The sequence below is a fragment of the Bacillus sp. RC240 genome (genome assembly GCF_044907945.1).
Classification (GTDB): domain Bacteria; phylum Bacillota; class Bacilli; order Bacillales; family Bacillaceae_G; genus Bacillus_A; species Bacillus_A mycoides.
This window is the reverse complement of record NZ_JBIYCT010000008.1, coordinates 43,848-69,416: the sequence shown is the minus strand read 5'-3', so window position 1 is coordinate 69,416 and position 25,569 is coordinate 43,848. Positions and strand designations below refer to the sequence as shown.

General features: G+C 35.9%; 22 protein-coding genes, 1 pseudogene and 1 other annotated feature. Of the genes and pseudogenes, 8 read left to right on the top strand and 15 right to left on the bottom strand.

Going from position 1 to position 25,569, the window contains the following annotated elements; all coding sequences use genetic code 11:
- The first annotated feature begins 79 nt into the window (after positions 1 to 79).
- A complete protein-coding gene (locus ABH955_RS22020) occupies positions 80 to 520 on the top strand; it encodes a Dps family protein (protein ID WP_404441985.1) in 441 nt (146 codons plus the stop codon).
- 656 nt (positions 521 to 1,176) lie between these two features.
- Positions 1,177 to 1,374 carry a hypothetical protein gene (locus ABH955_RS22015; RefSeq protein WP_000656312.1) on the top strand — a complete coding sequence of 66 codons (198 nt, stop codon included), beginning with the start codon at positions 1,177 to 1,179 and terminating at the stop codon, positions 1,372 to 1,374.
- Positions 1,375 to 1,390: 16 nt separating this feature from the next.
- Here ABH955_RS22015 and ABH955_RS22010 read toward each other — a convergent pair whose 3' ends face one another.
- Together ABH955_RS22010 and ABH955_RS22005 are read right to left on the bottom strand one after the other, a co-directional pair.
- Entirely contained in the window at positions 1,391 to 1,672 is a 282-nt protein-coding gene (locus tag ABH955_RS22010; RefSeq protein WP_404491669.1) for a hypothetical protein, read from the bottom strand.
- Positions 1,673 to 1,789: 117 nt separating this feature from the next.
- Positions 1,790 to 2,368, bottom strand: coding sequence for an LOG family protein (locus ABH955_RS22005; RefSeq protein WP_483862311.1), 579 nt, complete (start codon positions 2,366 to 2,368; stop codon positions 1,790 to 1,792).
- A 73-nt stretch (positions 2,369 to 2,441) separates the two neighbouring features.
- On the opposite strand from ABH955_RS22005, the gene ABH955_RS22000 reads away from it, so the two are divergent.
- On the top strand, positions 2,442 to 2,765 hold the full coding sequence (locus tag ABH955_RS22000; protein ID WP_002089472.1) for a MazG nucleotide pyrophosphohydrolase domain-containing protein: 324 nt from the start codon (positions 2,442 to 2,444) through the stop codon (positions 2,763 to 2,765).
- 53 nt (positions 2,766 to 2,818) lie between these two features.
- On the top strand, positions 2,819 to 3,325 hold the full coding sequence (locus ABH955_RS21995) for a ferritin (protein WP_002015996.1): 507 nt from the start codon (positions 2,819 to 2,821) through the stop codon (positions 3,323 to 3,325).
- A gap of 25 nt (positions 3,326 to 3,350) precedes the next feature.
- Here the strand turns inward: ABH955_RS21995 and ABH955_RS21990 are convergent.
- The 5 genes and pseudogenes from ABH955_RS21990 to ABH955_RS21970 all read right to left on the bottom strand — a co-directional run bounded on the left by ABH955_RS21990 (position 3,351) and on the right by ABH955_RS21970 (position 9,931).
- Positions 3,351 to 3,576: pseudogene (locus ABH955_RS21990) on the bottom strand (hypothetical protein).
- 91 nt (positions 3,577 to 3,667) lie between these two features.
- Positions 3,668 to 4,849 carry a NupC/NupG family nucleoside CNT transporter gene (locus ABH955_RS21985; RefSeq protein WP_404454525.1) on the bottom strand — a complete coding sequence of 394 codons (1,182 nt, stop codon included), beginning with the start codon at positions 4,847 to 4,849 and terminating at the stop codon, positions 3,668 to 3,670.
- A gap of 502 nt (positions 4,850 to 5,351) precedes the next feature.
- Positions 5,352 to 6,533 (bottom strand): NupC/NupG family nucleoside CNT transporter, encoded by a 1,182-nt coding sequence (locus ABH955_RS21980; RefSeq protein ID WP_404491668.1) that lies wholly within the window; start codon positions 6,531 to 6,533, stop codon positions 5,352 to 5,354.
- Between the two features lie 299 nt (positions 6,534 to 6,832).
- Positions 6,833 to 8,275 carry an alanine/glycine:cation symporter family protein gene (locus ABH955_RS21975; RefSeq protein ID WP_404491667.1) on the bottom strand — a complete coding sequence of 481 codons (1,443 nt, stop codon included), beginning with the start codon at positions 8,273 to 8,275 and terminating at the stop codon, positions 6,833 to 6,835.
- Positions 8,276 to 8,500: 225 nt separating this feature from the next.
- Entirely contained in the window at positions 8,501 to 9,931 is a 1,431-nt protein-coding gene (locus ABH955_RS21970; RefSeq protein ID WP_404491666.1) for an alanine/glycine:cation symporter family protein, read from the bottom strand.
- 300 nt (positions 9,932 to 10,231) lie between these two features.
- Here ABH955_RS21970 and ABH955_RS21965 point away from each other — a divergent pair, with 300 nt between their 5' ends.
- The gene (locus ABH955_RS21965) at positions 10,232 to 10,870 is read left to right on the top strand and encodes an NAD(P)-dependent oxidoreductase (protein WP_240380753.1); all 639 of its coding nucleotides are present in this window, start codon (positions 10,232 to 10,234) and stop codon (positions 10,868 to 10,870) included.
- Between the two features lie 44 nt (positions 10,871 to 10,914).
- Here ABH955_RS21965 and ABH955_RS21960 read toward each other — a convergent pair whose 3' ends face one another.
- From ABH955_RS21960 to ABH955_RS21945, 4 genes are all read right to left on the bottom strand, one after another.
- On the bottom strand, positions 10,915 to 14,091 hold the full coding sequence (locus tag ABH955_RS21960) for a putative mucin/carbohydrate-binding domain-containing protein (protein ID WP_404491664.1): 3,177 nt from the start codon (positions 14,089 to 14,091) through the stop codon (positions 10,915 to 10,917).
- Between the two features lie 590 nt (positions 14,092 to 14,681).
- Positions 14,682 to 15,620 carry a thioester domain-containing protein gene (locus ABH955_RS21955; protein ID WP_404491662.1) on the bottom strand — a complete coding sequence of 313 codons (939 nt, stop codon included), beginning with the start codon at positions 15,618 to 15,620 and terminating at the stop codon, positions 14,682 to 14,684.
- Positions 15,621 to 15,746: 126 nt separating this feature from the next.
- Positions 15,747 to 16,586: an aldo/keto reductase gene (locus tag ABH955_RS21950; protein ID WP_377898705.1), complete on the bottom strand. Its 840-nt coding sequence runs from the start codon at positions 16,584 to 16,586 to the stop codon at positions 15,747 to 15,749.
- A gap of 16 nt (positions 16,587 to 16,602) precedes the next feature.
- Positions 16,603 to 17,766 carry an MFS transporter gene (locus ABH955_RS21945; protein ID WP_404442605.1) on the bottom strand — a complete coding sequence of 388 codons (1,164 nt, stop codon included), beginning with the start codon at positions 17,764 to 17,766 and terminating at the stop codon, positions 16,603 to 16,605.
- A 394-nt stretch (positions 17,767 to 18,160) separates the two neighbouring features.
- Here ABH955_RS21945 and ABH955_RS21940 point away from each other — a divergent pair, with 394 nt between their 5' ends.
- From ABH955_RS21940 to ABH955_RS21930, 3 genes are all read left to right on the top strand, one after another.
- Entirely contained in the window at positions 18,161 to 18,508 is a 348-nt protein-coding gene (locus ABH955_RS21940) for a winged helix-turn-helix transcriptional regulator (protein ID WP_000760478.1), read from the top strand.
- A gap of 430 nt (positions 18,509 to 18,938) precedes the next feature.
- Entirely contained in the window at positions 18,939 to 19,379 is a 441-nt protein-coding gene (locus ABH955_RS21935) for a DUF1641 domain-containing protein (RefSeq protein WP_002016003.1), read from the top strand.
- Between the two features lie 44 nt (positions 19,380 to 19,423).
- Positions 19,424 to 20,602, top strand: a complete 1,179-nt coding sequence (locus ABH955_RS21930) for an NAD(P)/FAD-dependent oxidoreductase (protein WP_002016002.1) — start codon at positions 19,424 to 19,426, stop codon at positions 20,600 to 20,602.
- 263 nt (positions 20,603 to 20,865) lie between these two features.
- On the opposite strand, the gene tyrS is transcribed toward ABH955_RS21930, so the two are convergent.
- The 4 genes from tyrS to ABH955_RS21910 form a co-directional block, all read right to left on the bottom strand.
- The gene (gene tyrS, locus ABH955_RS21925; protein ID WP_404454540.1) at positions 20,866 to 22,128 is read right to left on the bottom strand and encodes a tyrosine--tRNA ligase; all 1,263 of its coding nucleotides are present in this window, start codon (positions 22,126 to 22,128) and stop codon (positions 20,866 to 20,868) included.
- A 57-nt stretch (positions 22,129 to 22,185) separates the two neighbouring features.
- Positions 22,186 to 22,402: a binding site (T-box leader), on the bottom strand.
- Positions 22,403 to 22,509: 107 nt separating this feature from the next.
- Entirely contained in the window at positions 22,510 to 23,427 is a 918-nt protein-coding gene (gene murB / locus ABH955_RS21920) for a UDP-N-acetylmuramate dehydrogenase (protein WP_404442002.1), read from the bottom strand.
- Positions 23,428 to 23,813: 386 nt separating this feature from the next.
- Complete coding sequence (locus ABH955_RS21915; RefSeq protein WP_215554669.1) at positions 23,814 to 24,209, bottom strand: SET domain-containing protein; 396 nt, start codon at positions 24,207 to 24,209, stop codon at positions 23,814 to 23,816.
- Positions 24,210 to 24,444: 235 nt separating this feature from the next.
- On the bottom strand, positions 24,445 to 25,503 hold the full coding sequence (locus ABH955_RS21910) for an endonuclease/exonuclease/phosphatase family protein (RefSeq protein WP_404454543.1): 1,059 nt from the start codon (positions 25,501 to 25,503) through the stop codon (positions 24,445 to 24,447).
- Between the last annotated feature and the right edge of the window lie 66 nt (positions 25,504 to 25,569).

The following is a 25,569-nucleotide window of genomic DNA, read 5'->3' as shown; positions in this document are numbered from 1 at the left end:
TTTATACAAATTACTATATTATAATAATTATAAATTAGTAATTCATATAACATAATAACTCAAAAGGAGATTGATCATAATGAACAAACAAGTAATCGAAGCATTAAACAAACAAGTAGCAAACTGGAGCGTTTTATTTACAAAACTACACAACTTCCATTGGTACGTAAAAGGACCTCAATTCTTCACACTACATGAAAAATTTGAAGAGCTTTACACAGAATCAGCTACTCACATCGATGAAATTGCAGAACGTATTTTAGCAATTGGCGGCAAACCAGTAGCAACAATGAAAGAATACTTAGAACTATCTTCTATTCAAGAAGCAGCTTACGGAGAAACTGCAGAAGGAATGGTCGAAGCAATCATGAAAGACTACGAAATGATGCTAGTCGAACTGAAAAAAGGCATGGAAATCGCTCAAAACTCTGATGACGAAATGACATCTGACCTACTACTAGGCATCTACACAGAACTAGAAAAACACGCTTGGATGCTACGCGCGTTCTTGAATCAATAATAGATTTTAAAGCGGAGGTGGCTCGTTCAGCTCTGACTGGCTAAGGTTCTTTCACATAGAAGGCGCTTTTTGCCTTCTTATGTGGAAGGTTCTTAGACACGAAGAGCTAGCCACAGGAGCTGGATACCACTTAAAGCGGAAGCGGCTCGTTCAGAATCGCAGGACATTGGAGCTCTCGACCTTGAAGCGCTTTTTGCTTCGAGCGAGAGAGCGAAATGACCGGAGATTCTAGCCGCTGGAGCTGGATATGATTAAAAGCAGAAGCAGCTCGTTCAGAACAGGAGGGTGTTGGAACTCCTGATTCCGAGGCGCTTTTTGCCTCGAATGAAGGAGTGAAACAACCGACTGTTCTAGCCGCTGGAGCTAGATACCACTAAAAGCGGAAGCGGCTCGTTCAGAGTCGCTTTTTTCTATTGATTGGTCGCACTTGATAATACATAAAATTATATCGATCGTAATTCACGATATATCAACGTTTCGACAAAGAATATCGCTTTACCAACAAATCACGACAATATTAGCCCCCCTCTCCTCTACTTTTATCAATATATTACAATCTCTTTTATGTTAAAATATAGGAAACACCCTTTAGTAATTAGATCCAAAAAGCTTGTCCAAGTTCATCATTTACTAATTAAATGACGGGAGTGGTTCAGTTGAAAGACTACTTAATTAGAGCATTTTTTGCGTTAATAACAGTTGGGATTCTCTTACTTATAGCTAATATTTTCAATATACGTGTCGAGGTTAAAGACTATGCTTTCCTCGTTGTTGTAGCTATTGGTGGCGGTTGGGGTGGCTGGTACCTGTATAAAAAACAAAGTAATCAAAATGATAAAGGCATTCCGAAGTAATATGGAATGCCTTTTTTTATTTCCGTTTATAATAAATAATAAAATTCAAGCCGCTAATACAGCCAATCGCAATAAACATGCAAAACGATTGTGGATCTCCACTTAGACTATACTCATCAACGATAAACCCTGACATAAAAAGTGTTATCGCCGAAACAGCGATACACAATACCGAAATAAACCAAAGCGAAAACTCATTAATCAGCTCTTTCTTCTGTCTTAAAACAATTAGCATAACAAGAATAGATGCTGCTAAAATACTTTTAAAAACAGGACGTAAATACACAAACTCCTCCATCTATTTCTCCTTTTTGAAAACTTAATATTTTAACATTAATATATTTAACTATATTAAAAACACATGCCTTTTTACGATAAAAAGACATGTGTTTCTATAAATCGCTATAAAAATGTACTATGATAATTGCTTCCACTTCGTCCCCAAAACAGGACGCTCGTAATTTTGTATTTCATGAATTAATTTAGCTGCCGTCTCAGCTGAAACAATCAACTCTTTATTCGACGGGTTCATAAAGCCTTCTTCAGCTGCGCGATTAACCATTTGCAGAATCGGTCCGTAAAAGTCTTTAATGTTTAATAAACCAACTGGCTTATCATGTATACCAATTTGTGACCAACATACAACTTCAAATAGCTCTTCAAACGTTCCATATCCGCCTGGTAATGCAATGAAAGCATCCGCAAGCTCTGCCATTTTCGCCTTGCGCTCATGCATTGTTTCTACTTCAATTAATTCTGTTAATCCTGTATGTACGATTTCTCCTCGAAATAGACCGCGCGGCATAACACCTGTTACACGTCCACCTAAACGAAGAACTTCGTTTGCTACTTCTCCCATTAATCCAACGCATGAACCACCGTATACGAGCTCATAGTCGTTCTCAACAAACATTTTGCCTAACTGGATTGCCTGCTCTTTAAATTCTGGTCTCTCCCCTAAATTGGAACCTGCAAACACACAAATCTTTCTCATTCCTACACCCCGAAACTATATATTGTTATGATACAATTGACATTGTACAACATATTGAAGGGATGAGGAAGAAATGGATATCGTCGCATTTCAAAGATGGGTGGAGGAATTTTACGAAAAACGAAGCTGGTCACAGTACAACTCCTTTATTCGCTTAAATTTCTTAACTGAGGAAGTTGGGGAAGTTTCACGAGTTGTTCGCGCTATTGAAATCGGTCGTGATCGCCCTGATGAACAAACGAAAACACAAGAAGAGCTAAAACAAGAACTAAAAGAAGAACTTGGTGATGTACTATCTAATCTTATTGTTCTTTCACAAAAATATGATTTGGATTTACAAGACATTATGGAAACACACGTTACAAAGCTTTCAAAAAGATTCGAAACATCTAAATGAGAACATTATCAATTATGGTATAATATTCTTGTCACAATAATAAGGGGGATTTTATGTTATCTAAAAAATTGCACGACGCACTAAATGAACAAATGAATTTTGAATTTTACTCTGCTCACGCTTATATGGCAATGGCTGCTTACTGTACAGCGGAAAGCTACGATGGATTCGCTAACTTTTTCCTTGTACAAGCTGAAGAAGAGCGTTTCCACGCAATGAAGCTTTACAACTACATTAATGACCGCGGCGAGCGCGCTATTATTACTGGATTTGATCATCCTAATAACGAATATGAGTCTGTATTGAATGCTTTTGAAGTAGCACTTGAGCATGAGCGTGAAGTAACGAAGCGCATTTATCACTTATCTGATATCGCTTGGGATGAGCGTGAACACGCAACAATTACCTTCTTAAAATGGTTCGTTGATGAGCAAGTAGAAGAAGAAGCTTCATTTGATAGCATCATCCAAAAATTAAAACGTATTACAAGCGATTCAAACGCACTATTTATGCTAGATGCTGAATTAGAGAAACGTACATTTACGCCTCCAGCTGAATAATATTTCAATCACCTTAATGAATGGATTAAGGTGATTTTTTTATTTCTTCTCTCAGCTTAATAACCTTACCCACATCTTTCTTATAAAACCTTTTCAATAAAATCACTATGAGTAAAAGTCCCATCGCCTTCTTCTACTATGCTTAAATACCCATGTATAAATTTCAAAAACACTCTAGCATCTTCTCCAGTTAATTGATCAATGTTCTCTATAATCTCATCAAACTCCCTTAAACTACCCGCTTCTTTCACCCTAATTCCCCCTCTCTATATTATTTATCATACCAAAACAAAAAAGCCGTTCATCCTCTAGGCGAGAGATAAACGACTTCTTTGTTATTTATTAAAGCATAACCCCAACGATAATTGCTGATAATATACTTACTAACGTTGCACCGTATACAAGTTTTAATCCGAATGAAGATACAACGTTTGCTTGTTTGCCATCGATACTCTTCGTTGCACCTGCGATAATTCCGATTGATGAGAAGTTCGCAAATGATACAAGGAAGATAGATAAAATACCTACTGTACGAGCTGATAAATCACCAGCTACTTTTCCAAGGTCAAGCATTGCAACGAATTCGTTCGTTACTAATTTCGTTGCCATAATTTGTCCTGCTGTTAGCATCTCTGATGTTGGAATACCCATTACAAATGCTAACGGTGAGAAAACGTATCCTAAAATGCTTTGGAATGTGATTCCAAAAATTGAATCGAATACACCGTTAATTGCTGTAATTAATGCTACGAAACCGATTAACATTGCCGCTACTGTTACAGCGATAGAGAAACCAAGCATAATATATTCGCCTAACATTTCAAAGAATGTTTGTTTCTTATCTTCTTGTAATTCTAAAATATCGTCTTCTTCGTTTACGTCATATGGATTAATGATATGAACGATAATGAATCCACTAAATAAGTTTAGTACAAGTGCTGTTACTACATATTTCGGATCAATCATTTTCATATAAGAACCAACGATTGACATTGATACTGTTGACATTGATGATGCACAAAGTGTGTATAAACGATTTTTCGGTAATTTGCTTAGTTGATCTTTTACTGTAATAAATACTTCACCTTGACCAACAATTGCAGCTGCTACCGCATTATATGATTCTAGTTTTCCTAAACCGTTAATTTTACTTAATACGAAACCGACTGCACGAATGATAATCGGTAAAACTTTAATATGTTGTAAGATCCCGATTAATACTGCTAAGAAAATAATTGGTAATAATACTGTTAAGAAGAATGGTGCTTGTCCATCATTTGCTAGACCACCAAATACGAAATTAACCCCTGCTTCCGCAAATTTTAAAATAGCGCCAAATCCATCTGCAATCCCTTTTACTAACACAAATCCGATCTTTGTATTTAGTAAGAAATACGCAAGTACCAATTGAATGACAAGCATAAGTGCAATTGGTTTATATTTAATTTTCTTACGATCTGAACTTATAAGGAAACCTAGTACAAACACTACAAGTAAACCGACTAGAAACATTACTATTTTCATATGTGAATCCTCCACTTCTCTCACGAGTTATTGGTCGTATAACGTATAACGAATGACGTCTGACCATTGATGTTAAAAAAATTTAAAACCCCTAAATATTATTCAACTGTTATCTAAAATCAGTAAGCGTTTACATAAATTGCAATTTATAAAAGGTAGCCTCTTCTCTCCTACCATACTTGAAAGTCTGAAATTGATACCACCTACAAATCAAATTGTAAGCGTTAACTAATTGAAATGCAATATAAATTTTAAAATATTTTTATATGTTAATATATTCCTAATTAATTGGTTTTTTCATGTAAATTTACCATAAAAAAATAGCCCTAGCTATGAGCTAGGACCATCTTTTTTACCCCGCTTTAACGGGCAGTAAGACCCCCACCTCAAAATTCAGCGAAAACAAAGAAGTTAGGTGGGTGATTAACTGCCCGTAAAAGCCCGATTGGTGAAGGCTAATAATCAGCGGGGGATAAAGCCCCCCACTGATTAAAGTTTCACTTTATAACATAACACCAACGATAATCGCCGATAAAAGACTTACTAATGTCGCACCGTATACAAGTCGTAATCCGAATGATGAAACAACGTTTGATTGGTTTTCATCGATTCCTTTCGTTGCACCTGCGATAATTCCGATAGATGAGAAGTTCGCAAATGATACAAGGAATACAGAAAGAATACCGACTGTACGAGCTGATAACTCACCAGCTACTTTTCCTAGATCAAGCATCGCAACAAACTCGTTTGATACTAATTTTGTTGCCATAATTTGCCCCGCTGTTACCATTTCCGCTTGCGGGATACCCATTACGAATGCTAATGGTGAGAAAATATACCCTAAAATAGCTTGGAATGTAATACCGAACACTGAATCAAACAAGCTATTGATTGCTGTAATTAATGCTACGAAACCAAGTAACATTGCTGCTACCGTAATCGCAATCGTGAAACCAAGCATAATATATTCACTTAACATTTCAAAGAATGACTGTTTTTTCTTATTTTCTAACTTCAGTGTATCTTCTTCTTCCGTAATATCATACGGGTTAATAAGATGAATAATAATGAAACCACTAAATAAATTTAATACAAGTGCTGTTACTACATATTTTGGCTCAATCATTTTCATATAAGAACCAACGATTGACATCGATACTGTCGACATTGAAGATGCACATAGTGTATATAAACGATGTTTTGGGATTTTACTTAATTGATCTTTTACTGTAATGAATACTTCTGCCTGCCCAACAATTGCGGCTGCTACTGCATTATATGATTCTAATTTTCCTAAACCATTTACTTTACTTAGCATAGTACCAATAGCACGAATAAATATCGGTAAAATTTTAAAGTGTTGCAGAATTCCGATTAACACTGCAAAGAATACGATTGGCAATAATGCCGTTAAGAAGAATGAAACTTCTCCTTTATTAACAAGGCCTCCAAATACGAAAACGATTCCAGCTTCCGCATATCCAAGAAGCGCTCCAAATCCATCAGAAATTCCTTTTACTAAAATATAACCAATTGGCGTATTTAATAAGAAATACGTTAACGCTAGCTGAATAACAAGCATAATTGCGATTGGTTTATACTTAATCTTCTTACGATCAGAACTTATAAGAAAGCCGAGTACGAATACAACTAGTAGTCCTACAAGAAACATAACAAACTTCATTAATAAAATCCTCCATTTAACTCTTCATTAACGTTGAACGTCTGACTACTCAAAACAAGGAATAATCCGAACTTTCCATTTCTCCTCCAAAACCTTCAATCGGATATGAAAAGCCATAAAATCTCTTGTCTCAAAGCCATTTTCCATTCTAACACAAATTATAACTCACATCCGCACTTTTCTTAAAAAAATACATTTTATTATAAAACACTCATTAATGTTCGTATTTTCCCTCTTCCTTTAGTTTATCACCATAAAAAAACGAGCATCAAATTTCTCTGATGCTCGTTCCTTTTTTATTATACAGCTTTTTCTTTATCTGCTACTGCTGGCTTGTCCCAGCACTCTGTATTGTTTAAACCCGGAATAGACTCCGCATAAAAGACTGGATCTTTTCCTTGTTTCTTTTGCTTTACGTAATCTGATAATGCCGCGAAAGCATACTTAGAAAGGAATACAATCGCCACTAAGTTAATAATAGCCATGATACCCATGAATAAATCTGCTAAGTCCCAAACAATTTGAATTGTTGCTACAGAACCTAACATAACCATACCAAGTACCGCAATTCGATAAACATTTAATAAAACTTTACTTCCATTTAAAAACTCAATATTTGTTTCACCATAGTAATAGTTACCTACTAATGAACTAAATGCAAACAAGAAAATTGCAACTGCTACAAATATAGATGCCCATGGCCCGATATGCTGACTTAATGCTTGTTGCGTTAATTGAATTCCGTTTAAATCAGCCGCTCCAGGCACATCTGATAATAAAATGATAAATGCTGTACAACTACAAATTAATAATGTATCTGTAAATACCCCTAAAGTTTGAATGAAACCTTGTTTAACTGGATGTGTTACGTTTGCAGTCGCAGCTGCGTTCGGCGCACTACCCATACCTGCTTCATTTGAAAATAATCCACGTTTTACCCCTAGTAAAATCGCAGCTCCTAATCCCCCGCCCACTACTTCTTTAATTCCGAAAGCATGTAGGAAAATCTCTTTAAATACATGCGGGATTTCTGTAATGTTTGTCACGACAACAAACAACGCAACAGCTACATATATAATCGCCATAACCGGAACAATCATTTCAACCGCACGTGCAATTCGCTTAACCCCGCCAAAAATAATGATTGCAAGTAAACCAGCCATAAACAGACCTACAAGTCTACTATCCATTTTAAATGCTCCATCAAAAGCTGCTGCTACTGTGTTTGACTGCACGGCGTTGAAAATTAATCCGAAACTAACTGTTATTAGAACAGAGAAGACAACCCCTAGCCAGCGTTTCTTCAAGCCTTTTTCCATATAATACGCTGGGCCACCACGGAATGCATTCCCATCTTTTACTTTATAAATTTGCGCTAATGTGCTCTCTACAAATGCAGAAGCACCCCCAATTACCGCGATTAACCACATCCAAAACACAGCTCCTGGACCACCTGCTGAAATTGCAATCGCTACACCAGCTAAGTTACCAGTACCTACACGAGAAGCTGTACTCATACAAAATGCTTGGAACGATGATACACCACTTTTTTCTTTTTGTGCTTTTCTTGTCTTTGAACTCGCCCCGTCCCCAAGTAGGCGAATCATTTCTCCGAAGTAACGAATTTGGACAAATTTCACACGAAACGAAAAGTAAAGTCCCAATCCAATTAACATCGCAATAATGATATATGACCAAAGGACATTATTTATATCCCCAATTACATTAGTTAAAAAATCCATATTTGTATTGCCCCCTCTTCCTAACAATAAGAAAATTATATTCTAAAAACTTTTAGTAATCAAGAATTTTCGACAAACGATGTAAGGTTTCATGACATAGCCGTGTTAACAATTATAACATTTATATTTTTTTTATAGACATTATATCAATCATCTTTTAGCCTTAATATCATTCATTACAACAAAAAGGCGAGCATCGAATTCATCTCGATGCTCGCCTTTTTATTATACTGCTTTTTCTTTATCTGTTACCGCCGGCTTATCCCAACACTCTGTGTTCGTTAAACCAGGAATAGAATCTGCACTGAATACCGGATCTTTTCCTTGTTTCTTTTGCCTTACATAGTCTGCCAACGCAGCATACGCAAATCGGCCAAGAAGTGTAATCGCAATTAAGTTTGTGATTACCATTAGACCCATAAATAAGTCTGCCATATTCCATACAACTTGAAGCGTCGCAACAGAGCCGAATAGTACCATTCCTACAACCGCAATACGATAAATCGTTAACCAAGTTTTACTTCGTTTAATAAATTCAATATTCGTTTCACCATAATAATAGTTTCCTAGTAATGAGCTGAAAGCAAATAAGAAAATGATAATCGCTAAGAAGCTACTTGCCCACGAACCGATTTGTGAACTTAGCGCGACTTGCGTTAATTCAATACCTTCTAAATTTGTTGCCTTATATGCACCAGAACATAGTACGATAAACGCTGTTGATGTACATACTAAGAATGTATCCACTAATACTCCAATTGTTTGAATAAATCCTTGTTTAGCTGGATGCGTTACATCAGCTGTTGCAGCCGCGTTTGGCGCACTACCCATACCGGCTTCATTCGCAAATAATCCGCGCTGAATACCAAACTTCATTGCAGCACCAATACCGCCACCTACAGCTGAATCTAAACCGAATGCACCTTTAAAGATTTCTGTAAACATATCCGGTATTAAATAATAATTTTTAATAACAACGAACACAGCTACTGCAATATAAATAATTGCCATCGGCGGAACAATCATTTCTGACATACGCGCAATACTTTTCACACCACCAAAAATAATAACCGCAACCAATACCGCAAGTACAATCCCTACAACATAACGCTCAATACCAAATGCATTTTTAAATGCTAATGTCACTGTATTTGCTTGTACTGAGTTGAAAATTAAACCGTAACTAATTGTAATAAGGATAGAGAACCAAATTCCCATCCAACGTTTATTCAAACCTTTTTCCATATAATAAGCAGGACCACCACGGAAGCCACTGCCATCTTTTATTTTATAAATTTGCGCAAGCGTACTTTCTACGAAACTTGAAGACGCCCCAATAATCGCAATAACCCACATCCAAAATACAGCTCCAGGTCCTCCCATAGAAATAGCTAGCGCTACACCCGCTAAGTTCCCGATACCAATACGAGCTGCTGAACTCATACAAAATGCTTGGAATGACGATACACTTCCCTTTTTACGTGTCTTTCCAGTTAATCCATCACTCATTAATCGAACCATTTCCCCTAAATGAGTAATTTGTACGAATTTCAATTTAATAGAAAAATAAAGACCTAAACCAATTAACATTGCAATAAGAATATATGACCAAAGAATTGTATTCGTTGATGAAACAAATTGCTCTAAAATATTCATACAATTAACCCCTCCTTTTCTCCATAAAACGAATTATATTTAAAAAACATTTAAAAATCAACATTTTTCGACAATTTGCAATTTCCAAATATTAGCCAGACACGAAGTAACAATATCTTTATGACTCTCCTCCCTCTAACTGTGCATACTAAAACAAAAAGTAAATCTACAAACTACCCCATTGACAAAAACACCAACCTGTAACTATAATGATTACATCAGGTTGTAACAAACCTTATTACAACAAATTCATTTACTTTCAGATATACACTTTAACAAAACACTTTGGAGGGATTTATTATGAAAATCGGAATCATCGGAGCAACTGGTAAAGCAGGAAGTCGTATTTTAAAAGAAGCATTAGATCGCGGACATGAAGTAACTGCAATCGTAAGAAACGCTGCAAAAATTACAGAAGAAAATATAAAAGTTTTAGAGAAAGATGTATTCGCTCTTACATCTAATGACCTACAAGCATTTGATGTAGTTGTAAATGCATTCGGCGCTCCAGCAGGAGAAGAACATCTTCACGTAGATGCAGGAAACGTACTAATTGAAGCTATGAAAGGTGCACCTAACACAAAATTACTTGTAGTTGGCGGCGCTGGAAGCTTATTTGTAGACGAAGAGAAAACAACGCGTGTATTTGATACGCCAGGTTTCCCAAATGAATATCTTGCAACAGCTCAAAACCAAGGTAAAAACTTAGAAATCCTAAATCAAACAAATGATATTACTTGGACATTCATTAGCCCTTCTGCACTATTTGCATTAGGAAAACGCACAGGCTCTTATACAGCCGGAAAAGACAACCTTCTTGTTAACTCAAAAGGTGATAGCTACGTAAGTTACGAAGACTTCGCAGTTGCAGCACTTGATGAAATCGAAAATCCAAAACATGTAAACGAACGCTTCACAGTTGTTTCTGAAGCTGAGTAATAGAAAAAAATGCGCGTAGATCCAATATCTACGCGCATTTTTTATTACAATGTTCCCTTTACTAGTTCTAATCCACTTTGAGTGATTTTAAATACAACTTCTGCTGAAGCTACTTGTTCTGCTAACTCATTCTTTTTATACCATTTCAGACGACTTGGTTCTGCATGATACACTTTTACAACATCCCCATACTCAAATGGAGTACCATTTACTTGTTCTGCAAAATTCTTTGAGGTTTCTTGACCGTCTGCTGATATATGCTTTTTCTCATTTCCATTTTGATCATAAATCGCAAAACCTAAATACTGTTCGTTCACAAAACGATAATGAATCACATCATTCGTAAATGTTGCATGTAATTTCTTTTCGTCATGATTTAACGTAACAATAGAACGTGTAACATTGGACACACCTTGATACACCAGGCTATCTCCATACGTCACTTCAATCGGTACTTCTGTTATTGTCTTATTCCCAAAACGATCTTTCGTCTCTACTTTTACTTTTTGCTCACCGAGTTTCATTGTGTCTGGTTTCTCTACAAATCCAATTACTTCTCCGTCTTTTACTTCAACAAAGTTTTTCACTTCTAACTTTTCAGCATCTGTTCCGATTACTACTTTTTGCTGTACTGCCTTTACTTCTTGTAGAGCTTCTATTCTTTCAAAACCTTTTTCTGTTACTTTAAAGAATAATTCTTGTTCCACGTTCCCTTTACCTACAAACTCATTCTTTTGATACCACTTTAATCGATTTGATTCTGCATGATATACCTTAATAACATCACCATATGCGAAGTCTACACCATTCAACTGTTCTGCAAAACTTTCAGAAGTCTCTTGCCCTTCTACCGAAATAACTTTCTTTTCATTTCCATTTTGATCATATAGCGTGATTCCCATATATTTTTCATTCTCAAAACGATAATGAACTTTAGAATCCGTAAATGTTGCCTGTAGCTTTTTCGTATTATGATCCGCAGTTACGACAGAACGCGTTTTATTACCATCACCTTGGAAGACTAAACTATCGCCATACATTACTTCCAATGGCACTTCTGTCACTTTCTTATTTCCAAAACGATCTTTCGTTTCTACTTTTACTTTTTGTTCACCGATTTTTGTTGTATTCGGTTTTTCTACAAATCCGATTACTTCTCCTTCTTTCACTTGAACAAAATCTTTTGCTTCTAATCTTTCAGCATCTGTTCCGATTACTACTTTTTGCGGTACTACTGTTACTTCTTGTTGAGCTTCCATTCTCTCAAAGCCCTTTTCTGTTACTTTAAATAATAATTCTTCCTCTACCTTCGCCCTACCTTGGCCGATAAAGTTATTATTTTGATACCAATTAAAGCGATCTGATTCTGCGTGATACACTTTTACAACGTCACCATACTCGAACTCTAACCCATTAATCGATTTTGCGAATTCTTCCGCATTTTCAACACCTTTTACAGTTGCTTTCTTTTTCTCATTTCCATTTGGATCTAGTAATGTGAATTCAAAATACGCATCTTCTTTAAAATAATAATGCACTTGATTAGAATCAGCTGTCGCACTAAACTTTTTCTGATCGTGTTGCAGTGTTACAATCGATTTAATATCAGTACTATAATTGAGCCCTTTGAATACTAAGCTATCACCATAACCAACATTTACTACAACAGGAATTAAATTTTTATTCCCTTTTTCATCTATAATTTCTACTTTTACAGTTTTTTCTCCAACTTCAGGCTTATCTTGCATAATCACACCTGTTGTTTTTACACCTTCTCCTAAATTCTGTACAAGTTCTTTTGCTTTTTTCTCATCATATGTAGTACCAATTACTACATTTTGTATTTTTTCATTATTTGGCTCGCCATATGGAATTTCATATAACTCAGTTTGTTTTTCACGAATTGGATTGCTATCTGTAGATAACCAAACTTCCTTTTCTAATTTTGGTAAATTTAATTTTTCAATCTTCTCTCTAGTATCATCATTTGGAATTATTCCCCATTTATCAAAGAAAGGAATTAAATTTTGCCCAGCTACTTTTGACGTCATGTAAATAAACATCTGCTTTTTCTCTTCATCAGATTTAGGCATTTCTGTATCATGTAACACACGATACATTTGATGTAATTTCGGATAGAACTGGTCTCCATAAGCTAAATGCAACTGCCAAAACATAACTAATTTTTCGAATTCATTCATCTTCTTTTGCGCATTCGGTTTACCTAGATAAGCAAATGCGGCTTCATAACGATTTTCTTGCTCTAACCTTGTTTTATGTCCAAATGCAGTTTGAACTGCTAAAGAATAAATGTTAACGGTTACTTCTCCAAGCCCCTCCCATAACCAAGTGTCCTGTTGATGTTGATGCCCCACTTCATGCCAAGGTCCCCATCCATCCGCAGTTAACTCTTCTAGATTTAGTACTGACTCTAAATTCCCTTTACTATAAGCTGTTCGATAATAAGTCGCATACATATAATTGTCCGTATACCAGTCTTCAACATAATGAATGGAATGTTTGCCTTGATTCGCAACACCCACACCATCTTTTGATAAACCAGATATCTTATGTTCTATATTAATTATTTCATCATGTTTCTTTAATAACGCAGCTGGATCTTCTTGCTTCAAATGTTCCGCCACAGTCTCAGGATGCATAGTTAGTAAACTATTTTCCCCTTTCATCTCGATTGCATATGAATTCGGTGATTCCTTCAACATACGTTTCCAATCTTCTGTCGTATGTTTACCTAAAATAAATAAAGGATTTGGTATACCACCTTTTTTTACTTTAGCAACTACTTCTCCTGTGTTGTGATAATTATAAAAGTATAATAGCCCTCCATTCGGAGAAGAAATTTTATTTTCACCAGGATTTAAATTGAATTGTTTAGGTTCTTCTTTTTCATAAGAATATGTGCCAATATAAGCTTTAATCTTTTGATTCCCATCTACTTGAATAACTACTTCTTCACCTGGCTTTACATAAATACCAGTTGGTTCATAGGGAGAAAAACTCATTCGACGCTGATGCAACTCACGTATCTCTTCTACATCACCTTTTGGCAGCAATTGATACACTCGTTCTTCTTGCTGTTTCTCCTTATCTTCAATCGTCATCTCTGCATATACCTTAGGCACTTCAAGACCATACGGAGTTAATAACGTAGCTAAAAAAACTCCAGCTACTAATACCCTACTCTTTTTCTTCTTTGACATAATCTGTGTCCCCTATTCCTTTTTTTAGACAAACTACCCTATACATTCATTTAATTTAAAATCCTATTATTTTTATAAAACCATTTAATGAATAGACTAACACCTCGCGCACCTGTATCCATTACTACCGCATTCCTCTCAATGTATTCAATTTCCTACATTATAAAATTTTTATGTATTGTATCCTCCTCACTTCTTTCTACTTGTGATGAGTTCTCTTCCTACATAAAAAGAGAATAGTAAAAGATGTACTTCAGTCTTGTCATCTATACATCTAAAAATGTGAAAAACAATAGAAACTTACATTTTCTTTATATATGACCATCTATAGGTAGTTTTTCCAACTGAATTTTACACGCTTTCTATTTTGTTTGATAGCCTTTTCAATCAGAATAATGTTACAATTTTGCGAATACAATCCATTAATCGTAACGTTCGGATTTCAACATATTTTATATTATTCTAAAATATAGTTTAAACTGTCCCAATATTGTTTTCATGTTATCTATACCCGTTTATTATTTTTAACATATAATTTAACTTCTACTCAGATAAGAAAAAAGCACTGGCAAACGCCAATGCTTTTTCCACTATCTTTTAATTTGATTCGGTTTATGTGGTTCATTTGGTGTATAGGGTTTATTTGGTTTATTATCATGACCATTTGCTTTTTTCCAACTTACCGCCAACTCTGGACTTGTTTTCTCTTCACTACGCTCTAATAATACAACTGCATTTTGAATTGTCGGTGTTCCTTTATGTGCAATTCCTTGTAGTTTCGTTAAATTCCCTGATACTTTAAAGCTAAATCCACCCGATGGCGTTTGTTTCGGAATTAAAATGCGGAATTTCTCTCCCACATTAAATTCGGTTTTCGCTTCACCTTTTTCATTTACGAACTTCGCGCCTTCTGGTGCGCCAGTTGCTTGTACTTTATAAGTTCCACTTTTAGCGTTTGTTTGCACTGTATATAAACCAGTTTCAAAAAACTCATCTTTCAATACTGCCTCTTGTTCTTCTGATGGTACTACACTCATCGTAATTTCTTGTAGTTCTTCACTAGCGTTTGCTTTCGCAACGATATCTTTCGTTACTTTTTCTACATTTTTATTACGGAAGTCTAAATCGTTAATATCAATTTGTTTTAACGCATTCCACACCGCGAGCTGCGTTGCGTAATGTGCCTCTCTCCAATCGGAAACGCCTAATTCTTGTGGACTCTTCTGCGGATACCCGTTTAATAGTACACGGTATACGTTAATATCTACTTTACCCATTTCAGGTAAGTCTTGACCGCTCGGAGATTTCAAATCTACATTTAAGCAAAATGCAATTTTTCCATCTGCCGTTTTAATAAGCTCTGTTCGAATTGGTTTCTTCTTTGACCTACTATAACTCCAATCCATTTCATACTTCGTATGATCCATAACTTCTGCGAATGCTTTTTGAAGCGGGAATAATAAGTTCGCAAATACAAATAAAACACTCAAAAAAGCGGCCATTATCTTGAACGATCGTTTTATATTCATGTCTACAACCCCTTATAAAATAACAAATTTACTACTGTTTATTATTTAGTTAGAATTTTTTTTTATACATAAGCGCAACAAAAAAAAGAGTGCAAACTGTTTGCACTCTTTCTTTCTACTTTAAGCTTAGAAATCGAAGTTATCAGGATCTGGACCAACGCGGTGATTTTGGTTTAATGCATCGATTTTTTCCATATCTTCTTTTGTTAATTCAAAGTTAAATACATCAGCGTTTGCAATAATGCGGTGCTCTTTCGTTGACTTTGGAATTGTAATCACTCCATTTTGTAAGTCCCAACGTAAGATAACTTGCGCTGTTGTTTTGCCGTGTTTATCAGCAATTTCTTGTAATGTTTCGTTATCTAATAGTTGACCTTGCATAAGCGGTGACCATGCTTCCATTTGAATACCTTGTTCTTTACAGAAAGCTTGTAGTTCTTTTTGTGTTAAACGCGGATGATATTCCACTTGGTTAATCATCGGTTTAATTTCTGCACCTTCCATTACATCCTTCAGGTGATGGATTTGGAAGTTACTTACACCAATTGCACGCGCGCGCCCTTCCTTATAAAGTGTTTCTAACGCTCTCCACGAATCTTTATATTTCCCTTCTACAGGCCAGTGAACAAGATATAAATCTAAATAATCTAGTTCTAATTTTTTTAAGCTCTCCTCATATGCAGCAATTGTTGTTTCATATCCTTGATCCGCATTCCACACTTTTGAAGTGATAAATAATTCTTCTCTTGAAATCCCAGTCGCTTCGATTCCAGCACGGATTCCTTCACCTACTGCTTTTTCATTTCCATAAATCGCAGCTGTATCGATGCTGCGGTATCCTGCTTTAATCGCCGATTTTACAGCTTCTACAAGTTCTGGTCCTTCTTCTACTTTAAATACACCTAAACCGAACCAAGGCATTTCTACACCGTTATGCAATGTTGTTTTACTTTGTAAATTTTTCATTATATTTTTCTCTCCTTTATTTTGCTTGATCTCTTTTTTCTAAGTTCATACTCCAAGCTGTTAAAATAACAGCGCCTACTACCATAATGCCGCCTACCCAAGCTGTATGAATTAATCCTAACGAGTTCGTTACAATACCGCCCAAATAAGCCCCAAGAGCAATTCCTGCGTTAAATGCTGCAATATTCATTGCTGATGCGATATCAACGGCACTCGGCACGAAACGCTCAGCCAATATAACGACATACACTTGTAGCCCTGGAACATTCATAAACGCGAATAGCCCCATAAAAATAATTGTGATAAGCCCTGCTACTTGAAACGGCGCTGTAAATGTTAGTACGAATAATACAATTGCTTGAATAAAGAACATGTAAAATAGTGCTCGAATTGGATTATGATTCGATAATTTTCCGCCGACCATATTCCCAATCGCAATTGCAATCCCGTACACTAACAAAATGATTGTAACGGTACTCGATTTAAATCCTGCTACTTCTTGTAATAGCGGAGATAAATACGTAAATGTTACGAATGTTCCTCCGTATCCTAATGCAGTAATGACGAAAACAAGTAAGAGTCTTCCGTTCGTGATAAGTTTGAATTGATCACGAAATGATACTCGTGTACCCTTTTTTAAGTTAGACGGAATTAACATACTGTTTGCGACTAAGGCAACAATTCCAATGACCACAATCACCATAAAAGATGCTCTCCAGCCAAATTGTTGACCAATAAACGTTCCAATTGGTACACCTGTAATCGTCGCAACGGTTAAACCAGTAAACATAAATGCTATTGCACTAGCACGTTTATTCTCTGGTACAAGCGCAGCCGCAATTGTGGATCCGATCGACATAAAAACGCCGTGTGCAAACGCAGATACAACCCTCGCCATAAGTAACACAGTAAAACTCGTTGCTACTGCCGCAATTCCATTACCAATAATGAAAATAATCATAATCCACATTAATAACGTCTTTCGCGACATACTAGCTGTTAATGACGTTAATACTGGGGCACCAAACGCTACCCCTAATGCATATAAAGAAACGGTTAAACCCGCTGTTGTAACAGAAACATGTAAATCCTCTGAAATAGATGGTAATAAACCGACACTAATAAATTCGGTTGTACCAATTCCAAACGCACTAATTGCTAGTGCTAATAAAGCAAACATACTTCTTCGATTCGTCTGTACCGCTGAAGAAGATACTGTATATGAATTCAATTGAACTCCTCCTTAATGCGAGAAATCCAATCATAATAGTGTGATAAAAAGGCCTTTTTATCTTCTACAAAAATAATGTTACTGCTGATATATGCTATTATGAATGGCTTCACTCTTTTTTTGAAGAACGCACTTTAAAGTACGATAGGTACCAAAAAGTAACATAGGCACTTTTTAGTACCGTACTACTCATTTCCCTCTTACGTATGCTATTATGGAACATATTCAACATGATAAAAAGTACGTACTTTAAAGTGCTATAGGTACTTTTTAGTAACATTTAAATTATTTAGCTTCTTTTGTTGGAGAACTGAAATCTACATTCATCAAAGGAGATTTTTATATGAAGAAATATAATATTCCCGTTGAAGCGACTTTAGAGGTTATCGGCGGAAAATGGAAAGTCGTTATTCTTTGCCACTTAACGAAAGGTACAAAGAGAACAAGTGAATTAAAACGTCTCATGCCTGGTATTACACAAAAGATGTTAACACAGCAATTACGCGAATTAGAAGAAGACGGAGTTATTCAAAGAAAGGTATACAATCAAGTACCACCGAAAGTAGAATATTCTCTTACAGACTACGGTTGGTCTTTAGAATCCATTCTTGATTCTCTTTGTACTTGGGGCGAATGCCACCTTGAAAAAAGCGGTAACACATCAATGCTAATTACAGAAGGTGAACAATAAAAAAAGGAAAAAATGAACATAAATTTGTCCATTTCCTCCTTTTTTTCTTTATATATATGTACATTTTTAAGATAGATAAAATAATTTATGCGCTTTCATGCCTTGTCAGTACTAGGTTACAGAATCAATATCAAATAATTAGGAATCATTTTTATGTTAACATACGTGTATATAGTATATAATATAGGATATATATTATATACACTTTCCGATAAGGGAACTTTCCATTATGCGGACAAGCCATGTATCGGACAGTTCATAAATAATAGGTAGGACATTATGGTTTTGGATTTATGATTTCAGCTTACTTGCTGTCATAAATTTAAAGGCATTTTATTGTGCTTTGTGAAACTTTGTATAAAGTTTCGCAAGTGTTTACTATCTTATCTATCAAAAATAAGAGTATTGCTATCGTAAAGGAGAATTGGAGATGCCAGAAACTATGACTCAAACAAAGCCAGAACAAGAAACTGTACAAATTTCTGCTAGCCAAGGACAACTTGATGTACTTGATCAGTTGTTAAAACCTGAGGTACAAGAATCATTAACAACACTAGTGGAACAGCTTCCAAAATTAACTGAGCTTGTTAACATTTTAACTAAGTCTTATGACTTCGCTCAAACTGTTGCTACTGATGAAGTATTAAAAAGCGACACTGTTAGTGCAATCACAGAGCTTGTAGAACCTGTAAAAGATACAGTGAAAAGCATGGCTGCAACTGCTATCGAAGCGAAAGATCGTGCTGATGAAAGCAACGAAGTTATCGGCCTGTTCGGTCTATTAAAATTACTAAAAGACCCACAAGCACAAAAAATGTTCCGTTTTGTGAACGCATACCTTCAAATTAGTGCAGAACGTAATAATAAATAATTTAACTTATAACAACAATTAGTAAAGACGGGGGATAACATACTATGTCAAAACAAATTGTCATCTTAGGCGCTGGTTATGGCGGTCTTCTTGCCGCTTTAAACGTACGTAAATACTACAGCAAATCAGAAGCACAAGTTACAGTGATTAACCAATACCCAACGCACCAAATCATCACTGAACTACACCGCCTTGCAGCTGGTAACGTTGCTGAGCAAGCAATTGCAATGCCACTTACAAAGCTTTTCAAAGGTAAAGACATCGATCTTAAAATTGCAACAGTTGAGTCATTCTCAGTTGATAGCAAAGAAATCAAACTAGCTGGTGGCACTACGCTATCTTACGATGCACTTGTAGTTGCTTTAGGAAGTAAAACTGCTTACTTCGGTATTCCAGGACTAGAAGAAAACAGCATGGTATTAAAATCTGCTGCTGATGCAAACAAAATCTACAAACACGTTGAAGACCGTATTCGTGAATACGCTAAAACGAAAAACGAAGCTGATGCTACAATCGTAATCGGTGGTGGCGGATTAACTGGCGTTGAGCTAGTTGGTGAGCTTGCTGACATTATGCCTAAACTTGCAAAAAGCCACGGCGTAAATCCAAAAGAAGTTAAACTTCTTCTTGTTGAAGCAGGTCCAAAAATCCTTCCAGTATTACCAGACCACTTAATCGAACGTGCAACTGCTAGCTTAGAAGCACGCGGTGTTACATTCTTAACAGGTCTTCCTGTAACAAACGTTGCTGGTAATGAAATCGACTTAAAAGACGGTCAAAAAATCGTTGCTAACACATTCGTTTGGACAGGCGGCGTACAAGGTAACCCATTAATTGGTGAATCAGGTCTTGAAGTAAACCGCGGTCGTGCAACTGTTGATGCACATCTACAATCTACTTCTCACAAAGACGTATTCGTTGCTGGAGACAGCGCTGTTGTCTTCTCTCCAGACGGTCGTCCATACCCACCAACTGCACAAATCGCTTGGCAAATGGGTGAGTTAATTGGATACAACTTATACGCAGCACTAGAAGGCAAAGCATTCGAAGAGTTCGCACCTATCAACTCTGGAACACTTGCTAGTCTAGGACGTAAAGATGCTGTTGCTACAATCGGAGCAAGCAATACTCCACTTAAAGGCCTACCAGCATCATTAATGAAAGAAGCAAGTAACGTTCGTTACTTATCACACATTAAAGGTCTATTCAGCTTAGCATACTAATCTGAATATAAGCCCGAATCATGCCCTGCATGGTTCGGGCTATTTTTATCCCGCTATTTGCGGGCTGATAATCAGTGGGGATGAACAAACCCCCCACTGATTAAAGTTTCACTTTATCCGTAATTTTCTCTAACTTATTTATTCGGCAAAAGAATAATATAACCTCTTTAATTATCGAAATATACTGACTTTTTTGTGTCGAAATTGTGTATATGAAAAGAGCGGAAGTAGATATCTTCCCTACTTCCACTCTTTCACAAGAACTATTCTCCTAATTCCACTAAGCTGTAGTTCTTCTTCCCTTTACGAATAATGATGAATCGTCCATCAAATGAATTTTCTACAGTAACATCCCTACTGACATCCGTTACTTTTTCACCATTCATAGATATAGCCCCATTATTAATATCTTCACGCGCTTGACGTCTAGAAGGTTCAATTCCTAAATCAACTAGCCACTCTACGATATTTTTCGTCTCTTTTGAAGATTGGAATGTCGGCATCTCTTTAAAGCCTTGTTCAATTTCATCAGCTGTTAACGACTTAATATCTCCGCTAAATAACGCTGCTGTAATTTTCACTGCCTGTAAAAATGCTTCTTCTCCATGAACGAATTTCGTCATTTCTTCTGCTAATACTTTTTGCGCTTCACGTTTATGAGGCTCTGTTTCTACTTTCACAGCTAATTCATCAATTCGCTCTTTCGTTAAGAACGTAAAGTATTTCAAGTATTTAATTACATCATGATCATTTGTATTCACCCAAAACTGGTAAAATTCAAACGGCGTTGTCTTTTCAGGATCAAGCCAAACCGCACCACCTGCTGATTTACCAAACTTCGTACCATCTGATTTTAATAATAATGGAATCGTTAATCCGAATACTTTCGCTTCATGACCTTCTAACTTACGAATTAAATCTAAACCACTCGTAATATTTCCCCATTGATCACTACCACCAATTTGCAATTGAACATCTTCTTTCGTGTATAAATGATGAAAATCCATCGCTTGCAAGATTTGGTACGTGAATTCTGTGAAAGAAATCCCTGTATCTAAACGACTTGCGACAATATCTTTCGCTAACATGCTATTTATGCTAAAGTTTTTTCCGTAATCACGTAAAAACTCGATAATGTTTATTTTATGTGTCCAGTCATAGTTGTTTACCATCTTCACTTCGCTATTCCCGCCAAAGTCAAATAGATTTTTCATTTGTGCTGTTAACGCATCTACATTATGCTGCACCACTTCTAACGTTTGTAGTTGACGCTCGGATTGACGACCACTCGGATCACCAATTGTTCCTGTTGCCCCTCCGATTAAAATAACCGGATGATGGCCAGCTAATTGAAATCTTTTCATCATCATGAACGGAATTAAATGTCCAATATGCATACTATCACCAGTCGGATCCACTCCGCAGTATAGTGAAATCTTTTTCTCTTCTACTAACTTACGTAAACCTTCTTCATCTGTCTGTTGATTCACAGCACCGCGCCATTCTAATTCATCAATAATATTCATCTTTTGTCATCCCCTTTATTTTTTTGAAAACAAAAAAGCCCCTATGTCTACGATAGACATAGGGACGATTATTCACCGTGTTACCACCCAGTTTGCATAAATAGCATAGCTATTCATACCACTCTTAGCAATAATATCGATTGCTAGTCCGCTTAGCGTTACCTAAGATACTCCAGAGTGTAATTCACAAGTTTGTTTGTGCTAGGTTCCAGCAATCCCTAGCTCTCTTTGATAACAGTGACAAACTGCTACTGGGCTCTTTCAACGTATATTTTATTTGTTAAATTATTAGCCATTATATTGAATCAAAATAAAATTGTCAACAATAACCAAATGTTATTTCGAAATAATTCATACTTTTATACGTTTTTTATTCAAAGATTACTGTAGATCTTCTCCAATAATCCTTACTTCTCTCTCTAATTTCACACCGAATTTTTCTTCAACAGTTGTTTGTACGAAATGAATTAAATCGATATAATCTTGTGCTGTTCCGTTATCAACATTCACCATAAATCCAGCGTGTTTTACAGAAACTTCCACTCCGCCAATTCGCTTACCTTGTAGTCCTGATTCTTGAATCAATTTACCAGCAAAGTTATTTGGTGGGCGCTTAAATACGCTACCACATGAAGGATATTCTAAAGGTTGTTTTGACTCACGTTTAAACGTTAAATCATCCATTTTTTCTTTAATTTCTTCACGCACACCTTCTTGAAGCTCAAATCTCGCTTCAAGAATAATGTAATGGTTGTTCGCAAATACACTCTTACGATATCCAAATTCAAATGCTTCTTTCGTTAAAGTACGTAGCTCTCCATCACCTGTCATTACGACAGCTTCTGTTAATACAAACGATACTTCACCGCCGTAAGCACCAGCATTCATATATAACGCTCCGCCAACTGAACCTGGGATACCACAAGCAAACTCAAGACCCGTTAAATTATGATCTAATGCAATACGTGATACATCAATAATTGCTGCACCACACTGTGCTACAATCGTCGTTCCTGTTACAGTAACACCTGTAATATGAATTAAACTTACTGTGATCCCACGAAGACCACCGTCTTTAATAATAACATTCGATCCGTTTCCTAAAAACGTAACTGGAATATTATATTGGTTAGCATACTTTATCACTTCTTGAATCTCATCATAATTAGTAGGCGCAACAAATACATCTGCTTTCCCACCCACTTTAATGTGCGTATGATCTTTTAGCATTTCATCTTTCTTTACATGACCTTCAGGCAATACCGTACTTAAATATTTATAAACCTCTTGCATATTCATTTTACGATTCCTCTATTTCTATAATCTTTTTATCCCGCTATATACGGGTCCATAATATCCCCACGTAAAAATGCATTACAAAACAACAGCTAACGTGGTGAATACAGTGTACATAAAGCACACCTATAAACCTCTTAAATTATAAGAGGTTCCACTCATATTAAAATATATATCGCATAATAAAGCAACCCAAATGGGCTACTAAACTTGACATGTAACCATATAGACAACAATTTGTAAAATATATAGGTTTTTCAAAGTAATACCCTTCAATATCTTACTATACCATACGAAAGAAAAGTGGTATTTTTTTGTAATCTTTACTTTATTTTCATCAATAAAAAAGAGCACATTCCACAGAATGCACCCTTTCTATACTCATTAAATTATTTTTCGTTCTCTTCTTTTTCCTTATCAAACCATAATAGCTCATCGTCATCAACTTCACCATTATAATTGATTAGAATCTCTTCTCCCGCTTTTATATCTTTGAAAGCAAAGAAGTTAAACGTATGATTCTCAAAGACAATATCATACGTTGCATTCGGCTTATATGAATGATTAAATAACATGCCGTATCCTAAAAGGAATGCCGTATGATTTACCCCATACTCAAATGCGTAGTCAGCAAGTAACGTTTTCTCAATGTGTTCATGCTGTTCATTCGGATAAGAGATAACTGGTGCTGAGTGTATCAACTCACCCTTTTTAATATCACGAGTTGCAAATACACCTCTATTAAATTCTCCATCACTAAGTTCAGAAGTCTTAACTTCAATCATATGCGTCACCTATATATTTCTTTCTTCGAAGTATTTTTCTCCTTAAGCTTGGCAGAAAATGCGGAGAAAAGCAATTAAATTCCTATCAAGTAGTCGTTTAAATGCAAAAGAGCACATCATTTGCGCTCTTTTAAAGTGAAATTGTTTTTCTAAAATATTCTTTAACGACTCCTCTTGCTAATTAACCGCATGTGACAGCCTTTAACATATTACTTTCTACACTTATACATACCAATTATTTCAGTTTAAATACCGCACTAACTGGGTTATGATCACTATTTTCAAACTTTAAGTCTTTGCCTTGTACATTTACAATCTCGACATTCGGTGAAACGATAAAGCCATCAATAATAGTGACAAAGTTTTCACCTTCCACATATTTCTTCACATCATCCCTTACAGTCATCACAGATGGATCTACAGCCCATTGAAATCCTCCGTCCGCAAAGTCCTTTGGTAACTCTACTAGCCATTCAGGACGCTCTTTCACAAACTTAGGATCGCTTAATTGAACATTAGAAAGTAACTGGTTCCAATCTCCACCTAATATTACGTAATCATCATTTCGATAACACTTGTTCATATATTCTTTTAAATACTCTGCTTGTTGTTTTCTAATTTTTCCGCCCTCATCATAAGCAGATAAATGTACATTTACGAGCCTAACATACTTTCCATTATTAACAGGAATTTTATGTTCAACAATCGCTCGATCTAAATCGAATAAACGCTTCGGCCAAGGCTCCATTCCTGGTAGTTGGAACCGCGTTGCTGTTTGAACTGTGTATTTAGAAAATGTACTTAATCCGCTCTCAGCATATCCCAGCGGTTTTGTGACTGGGACAGGAACCCACTTAGTATCGTAGTTCTTCCCAAATGACGAAGCATAATCAGATAATCCTTTTTTCAAAAACTCATGCTCATTTACATCAAATGATCGGTGGGATTTTATATCAACTTCTTGTAACAATGTAAAATCGCTATTCTCATTTTGTAAAAATGAAAGCATATTTTTTAAGTTCACTTCAGTCTGTTCTTTACTACTTGAACCGGAACCTTTTCCTCCGTCCATAAAGAAGTCTTGATCCTTATCTAATCCAGCGTATCCAATATTAAATGTTGTAACTTTAAATTCATTTCCCGGCTGCAGTACACGCTCTTTGTTATTTTCAACCTTTACGTCTAAAACATTCGCTGGTTGCTCTTTTGTAAGTGTCATATAAGCTAAAAAGCCACCTAGAATACCAGCTACTATTAAAATAAATATTAATACTATTTTTAAAAATTTCTTCAAAACACATGACCCCTTTTTTGTAAAATACCATTTTTCTGTATTTTCAGTTAAATTAAGATAGATTAA

Excerpts from the sequence above, each read along its gene's own strand:
- ABH955_RS22020 (WP_404441985.1), top strand. The coding sequence starts at position 80 with ATGAACAAACAAGTAATCGAAGCATTAAACAAACAAGTAGCAAACTGG.
- ABH955_RS22010 (WP_404491669.1), bottom strand. The coding sequence starts at position 1,672 with ATGGAGGAGTTTGTGTATTTACGTCCTGTTTTTAAAAGTATTTTAGCA.
- ABH955_RS22005 (WP_483862311.1), bottom strand. The coding sequence starts at position 2,368 with ATGAGAAAGATTTGTGTGTTTGCAGGTTCCAATTTAGGGGAGAGACCA.
- ABH955_RS22000 (WP_002089472.1), top strand. The coding sequence starts at position 2,442 with ATGGATATCGTCGCATTTCAAAGATGGGTGGAGGAATTTTACGAAAAA.
- ABH955_RS21995 (WP_002015996.1), top strand. The coding sequence starts at position 2,819 with ATGTTATCTAAAAAATTGCACGACGCACTAAATGAACAAATGAATTTT.
- ABH955_RS21985 (WP_404454525.1), bottom strand. The coding sequence starts at position 4,849 with ATGAAAATAGTAATGTTTCTAGTCGGTTTACTTGTAGTGTTTGTACTA.
- ABH955_RS21980 (WP_404491668.1), bottom strand. The coding sequence starts at position 6,533 with ATGAAGTTTGTTATGTTTCTTGTAGGACTACTAGTTGTATTCGTACTC.
- ABH955_RS21975 (WP_404491667.1), bottom strand. The coding sequence starts at position 8,275 with ATGGATTTTTTAACTAATGTAATTGGGGATATAAATAATGTCCTTTGG.
- ABH955_RS21970 (WP_404491666.1), bottom strand. The coding sequence starts at position 9,931 with ATGAATATTTTAGAGCAATTTGTTTCATCAACGAATACAATTCTTTGG.
- ABH955_RS21965 (WP_240380753.1), top strand. The coding sequence starts at position 10,232 with ATGAAAATCGGAATCATCGGAGCAACTGGTAAAGCAGGAAGTCGTATT.
- ABH955_RS21960 (WP_404491664.1), bottom strand. The coding sequence starts at position 14,091 with ATGTCAAAGAAGAAAAAGAGTAGGGTATTAGTAGCTGGAGTTTTTTTA.
- ABH955_RS21955 (WP_404491662.1), bottom strand. The coding sequence starts at position 15,620 with ATGAATATAAAACGATCGTTCAAGATAATGGCCGCTTTTTTGAGTGTT.
- ABH955_RS21950 (WP_377898705.1), bottom strand. The coding sequence starts at position 16,586 with ATGAAAAATTTACAAAGTAAAACAACATTGCATAACGGTGTAGAAATG.
- ABH955_RS21945 (WP_404442605.1), bottom strand. The coding sequence starts at position 17,766 with ATGTTTGCTTTATTAGCACTAGCAATTAGTGCGTTTGGAATTGGTACA.
- ABH955_RS21940 (WP_000760478.1), top strand. The coding sequence starts at position 18,161 with ATGAAGAAATATAATATTCCCGTTGAAGCGACTTTAGAGGTTATCGGC.
- ABH955_RS21935 (WP_002016003.1), top strand. The coding sequence starts at position 18,939 with ATGCCAGAAACTATGACTCAAACAAAGCCAGAACAAGAAACTGTACAA.
- ABH955_RS21930 (WP_002016002.1), top strand. The coding sequence starts at position 19,424 with ATGTCAAAACAAATTGTCATCTTAGGCGCTGGTTATGGCGGTCTTCTT.
- tyrS (WP_404454540.1), bottom strand. The coding sequence starts at position 22,128 with ATGAATATTATTGATGAATTAGAATGGCGCGGTGCTGTGAATCAACAG.
- murB (WP_404442002.1), bottom strand. The coding sequence starts at position 23,427 with ATGAATATGCAAGAGGTTTATAAATATTTAAGTACGGTATTGCCTGAA.
- ABH955_RS21915 (WP_215554669.1), bottom strand. The coding sequence starts at position 24,209 with ATGATTGAAGTTAAGACTTCTGAACTTAGTGATGGAGAATTTAATAGA.